Source organism: Microbacterium sp. (genome assembly GCF_029263575.1).
Classification (GTDB): domain Bacteria; phylum Actinomycetota; class Actinomycetes; order Actinomycetales; family Microbacteriaceae; genus Microbacterium.
The window spans coordinates 1-3,972 of record NZ_JAJUFV010000214.1 but is presented as its reverse complement, the minus strand read 5'-3'; the positions used below and the strand labels follow the sequence as shown (position 1 = coordinate 3,972).

At 66.5% G+C, this 3,972-nt stretch carries 4 protein-coding genes and 2 pseudogenes; all 6 read left to right on the top strand.

What is annotated here, in order from left to right; genetic code table 11:
• A pseudogene (locus Q1J95_RS15025) lies at positions 1 to 480 on the top strand (CTP synthase); the annotation flags it as partial.
• Complete coding sequence (locus Q1J95_RS15020; RefSeq protein ID WP_300269089.1) at positions 473 to 1,039, top strand: NUDIX hydrolase; 567 nt, start codon at positions 473 to 475, stop codon at positions 1,037 to 1,039. The pseudogene Q1J95_RS15025 and the gene Q1J95_RS15020, both read left to right, overlap by 8 nt.
• 2 nt (positions 1,040 to 1,041) lie before the next feature.
• Positions 1,042 to 1,944, top strand: coding sequence for a site-specific tyrosine recombinase XerD (gene xerD / locus Q1J95_RS15015; RefSeq protein ID WP_300269086.1), 903 nt, complete (start codon positions 1,042 to 1,044; stop codon positions 1,942 to 1,944).
• 174 nt (positions 1,945 to 2,118) lie between these two features.
• Positions 2,119 to 2,952, top strand: a complete 834-nt coding sequence (locus Q1J95_RS15010; protein WP_300269094.1) for a ParA family protein — start codon at positions 2,119 to 2,121, stop codon at positions 2,950 to 2,952.
• 61 nt (positions 2,953 to 3,013) lie between these two features.
• A complete protein-coding gene (locus Q1J95_RS15005) occupies positions 3,014 to 3,775 on the top strand; it encodes a ScpA family protein (RefSeq protein WP_300269091.1) in 762 nt (253 codons plus the stop codon).
• A gap of 25 nt (positions 3,776 to 3,800) precedes the next feature.
• Positions 3,801 to 3,972: pseudogene (locus tag Q1J95_RS15000) on the top strand (SMC-Scp complex subunit ScpB); the annotation flags it as partial.

Genomic DNA, 3,972 nt, shown 5'->3' with positions numbered 1-3,972 from the left:
GCGCGCGACGTCGCCGGTATCGCCGGGGCATCGTCGACCGAGTTCGACCCCGAGACCGCCGAGCCCGTCATCGCCACGATGGCCGAGCAGGTCGAGATTCTCGACGGCGGCGACCTGGGCGGCACCATGCGCCTCGGCCTGTACCAGGCAGCCCTCGGCGAAGGAACCCTCGCCGCCGAGGTCTATGGTGCGACAGAGATTTCCGAGCGCCACCGCCACCGCTTCGAGGTCAACAACGCCTACCGCGAGCGGCTTTCGGGTGCCGGGCTCGTGTTCTCCGGTCTGAACCCCGAGCTCGACCTCGTCGAGTACGTCGAGCTGCCGCGCGAGGTGCATCCGTACTACATCGCCACGCAGGCGCACCCCGAGCTGCGCTCGCGCCCGACCGACCCGCATCCGCTCTTCCGCGGTTTGATCGGCGCGGCCATCGAACGTCACCGCGCCAGCGAGCTCTTCGACGTCTCCGCTGACGATGAGTGACGACCTGCGCGACGAGCCGTTCGAGCCGGCGGTCGTCCACAGCGACGTCGTCTACAACGGCTGGGTGTGGAATGTGCGCTCTGACCGCATCTCCTACGGTGACGGTGAGATCGTCCGCGAGTATGTCGATCACACGGGTGCTGTCGCCGTGCTCGCGCTCGACGACGACGACCGGGTTCTGCTGATTCAGCAGTACCGGCATCCGATCCGCTACCGAGATTGGGAGCTGCCCGCAGGCCTGCTCGATGTCCCCGGCGAAGATCCGATGCTGGCGGCGCAGCGTGAGCTCGCCGAAGAGACCGATCTCGTCGCGCGCGAGTGGGAGCAGCTGGTCGCGGCCTGGACGACGCCCGGCGGCAACAACGAGCTGATTCGGATCTACCTCGCCACCGGCATTGAGCGCGCCGAGGCGGCGCACGAGAGAACCGACGAAGAGGCTGATATCCGCACCCGCTGGGTCCCGCTGTCGGATGCCGCGGAGGCTGTGCTCGACGGACGGTTGCGAAACGGCATCCTGGCTATCGGGGTGCTCGCGGCCGAACGGAGACTGCGGAGGTAACCGTGCTCATCGACCGTGCGATCGATGCCTACCTGCGGCACGTCACAATCGAGCGCGGCCTTTCTGAGCACACCGTCGGCGCGTATCGTCGCGATCTCGAGGTCTACCAGCAGTGGCTGACGGATGCCGGAATCACCGACACCGCGGCCGTGACGGGGTCGGTCATCCGCCGTTTCATCACGGAGAGATCGTCGATGCAACCGCCGCCGGCGGCGACGAGCCTGGCCAGGCTGCAGTCGTCGGTGCGAGGGCTGCACCGACATCTGGTGCGCGAGGGGATCGAACTGGAGGATCCGAGCGTCAGGCTCAGACCGCCCAAGACGCCGCAGCGTCTGCCCAAGGCACTGTCGATCGACCAGGTCGAGCGTCTGCTGTCGGCGCCGTCGGCGGAGGAGCCGATCGGCATCCGCGACCGTGCGCTGCTGGAGCTGATGTATGCGACGGGGGCGCGCGTCTCTGAGGCCGTCGGGCTCGATGTCGACGATCTCGCGCACGGGGACGTGCTGCGACTTCGCGGCAAGGGGTCGAAAGAGCGCATCGTTTCGGTGGGGTCGTTCGCGCGCGATGCTGTCGACGCCTATCTGACGCGGGTGCGCCCTGCGCTGGCGGCCAAGGGCAAGTCCTCGGCCCGACTGTTTCTCGGAGCCCGCGGCGCACCACTGTCGCGTCAGAGCGCCTGGCGGGTGATTCGTGACGCGGCAGAAGCGGCGAACATCACCGCCGAGGTGTCACCGCACACGCTGCGGCATTCGTTCGCGACGCATCTGCTGCAGGGCGGTGCCGAGGTGCGTGTGGTGCAAGAACTGCTCGGGCACGCCTCGGGTGCCACGACCCAGATCTACACGCACGTGTCGGTTGACACTCTGCGCGATATCTATGCGACCTCTCACCCGCGCGCCCGGTAGGCAGCCCGACGAGCGTGTGCGGTGCCAGGCGGAATCGGCGGGATCGCCGCGCGTGAACAGGCGTAACCGCAGGTGAATCGCTAGAATCGAGCAAGCACGAAGGAAGCAGGGGTTTCGGTGGCTCAGAACGTGGCGAAGACCAAGGGAAAGACGTCCAAGGACGACGACATCCCCATGGGACCCACCGGGCGCCCGTATCAGGGCTTTCCCACTCCCGCTCCGCTGTCGTCACACGGCCCCGCGCGCATCATCGCGCTGTGCAATCAGAAGGGCGGCGTCGGCAAGACGACCACCTCGATCAACCTCGCCGCCTCGCTCGCTGAGTACGGGCGCCGGGTGCTCGCGGTCGACTTCGACCCGCAGGGCGCGCTGTCGGCCGGGCTCGGCATCACGACCCACGATGTGCCGACGATCTACGACCTGCTGCTCGACCCGAAGCGCGACGCGCACGAGGTGATCGTGAAGTCGCAGGTCGATCGGCTCGATGTTCTTCCGGCCAACATCGATCTGTCGGCCGCTGAGGTGCACCTGGTCAACGAGGTCGCCCGCGAGACGATTCTCGCGCGTGTGCTGCGCCAGGTCGCCGGTGAGTACGACGTGATCCTGATCGACTGCCAGCCTTCGCTCGGCCTGTTGACCGTGAACGCTCTGACGGCGAGCCACGGTGTGCTCGTTCCACTGGAGTGCGAGTTCTTCGCGCTGCGCGGTGTGGCGCTGCTGATCGAGACGATCGAGAAAGTGCGCGACCGCCTGAACCCGGGCATCACCCTCGACGGGCTGCTCGCGACCATGTACGACTCACGCACGCTGCACTCGCGAGAGGTGCTGGAGCGCATCGTCGAGACCTTCGGGGACGACGTGCTCGAGACAGTCATCGGGCGCACGGTGAAGTTCCCGGATGCCTCGGTCTCAGGAGTTCCCATCACCGAGTTCGCGCCCGAGCACGCAGCCGCTCAGGCCTACTTGCGATTGGCTCGGGAACTGGTTGCCCGTGGCGCCGTCGCATAGCGAGGGTCCTGCCGGCGGGGCGGATGCGGTAACCGAGCAGACCGACGGCTTTCGGGTCTCGCTGTCGAATTTCGACGGCCCGTTCGATCTGCTGCTGAACCTGATTTCGAAGCACGAGCTCGACATCACCGAGGTGTCGCTCAGTGCGGTGACGAATGAGTTCATCGCGTATCTGGGCGACTTGGAGTCTGAGGAAGAGCTGGATCAGGCATCCGAGTTCCTGGTGGTCGCAGCGACCCTGCTGGACATGAAGGTCGCGGGCCTCCTACCGCAGGGCGAGCTGGTCGATGCCGAGTCGGTGGCGCTGCTGGAGGCGCGCGATCTGCTGTTCGCCCGGCTGCTGCAGTACCGCGCGTTCAAAGAGGTCTCGGCCTGGTTCTCACGATGCCTGCAGCGCGAAGACCGTCGCCATGTGCGCGCGGCGCGTCTCGATGAGAAGCATCGCAAGCAGACGCCCGAGCTCGTCTGGACGCTCAGCGTCGACGACTTCGCCGCTCTTGCTCTGCTCGCGTTCGCACCGAAAGAGGTTCCGAGTGTCGGGCTCGACCATCTGCACGCTCCGCTGGTCAGCATCCGTGAGCAGGCGGCGATCGTCGTCACCTTGCTGCGTGACACGGAGTCGTTGACGTTCCGCGAGCTGGTCTCCGGCATCGCCGAGCCGGGCATCATCGTCGCGCGGTTCATCTCGGTGCTTGAGCTGTACCGGCAGGCGGCGCTTTCATTCGAACAGCTCGAGCCGCTGGGGGAGCTGACACTGCGCTGGTCTGCTGAATCCTGGTCGGACGAGACACTGGCGAGCCTGGGGGCTGACTATGACCGATGACACAGCTATGACCGATGACACAGCTATGACCGATGACACAGCTATGACCGATGACACTGCACACGAGACTCCGCTGACCGAGAAGCTCGAGGCGATTCTGCTGATCATCGATGAGCCGCTGGGACTCGTCGCGCTGGCGGCGGCGGTCGGTGCTCCCGTCCCTGCGGTGCGGCAGGCCATCGAGACGCTCGTCGACG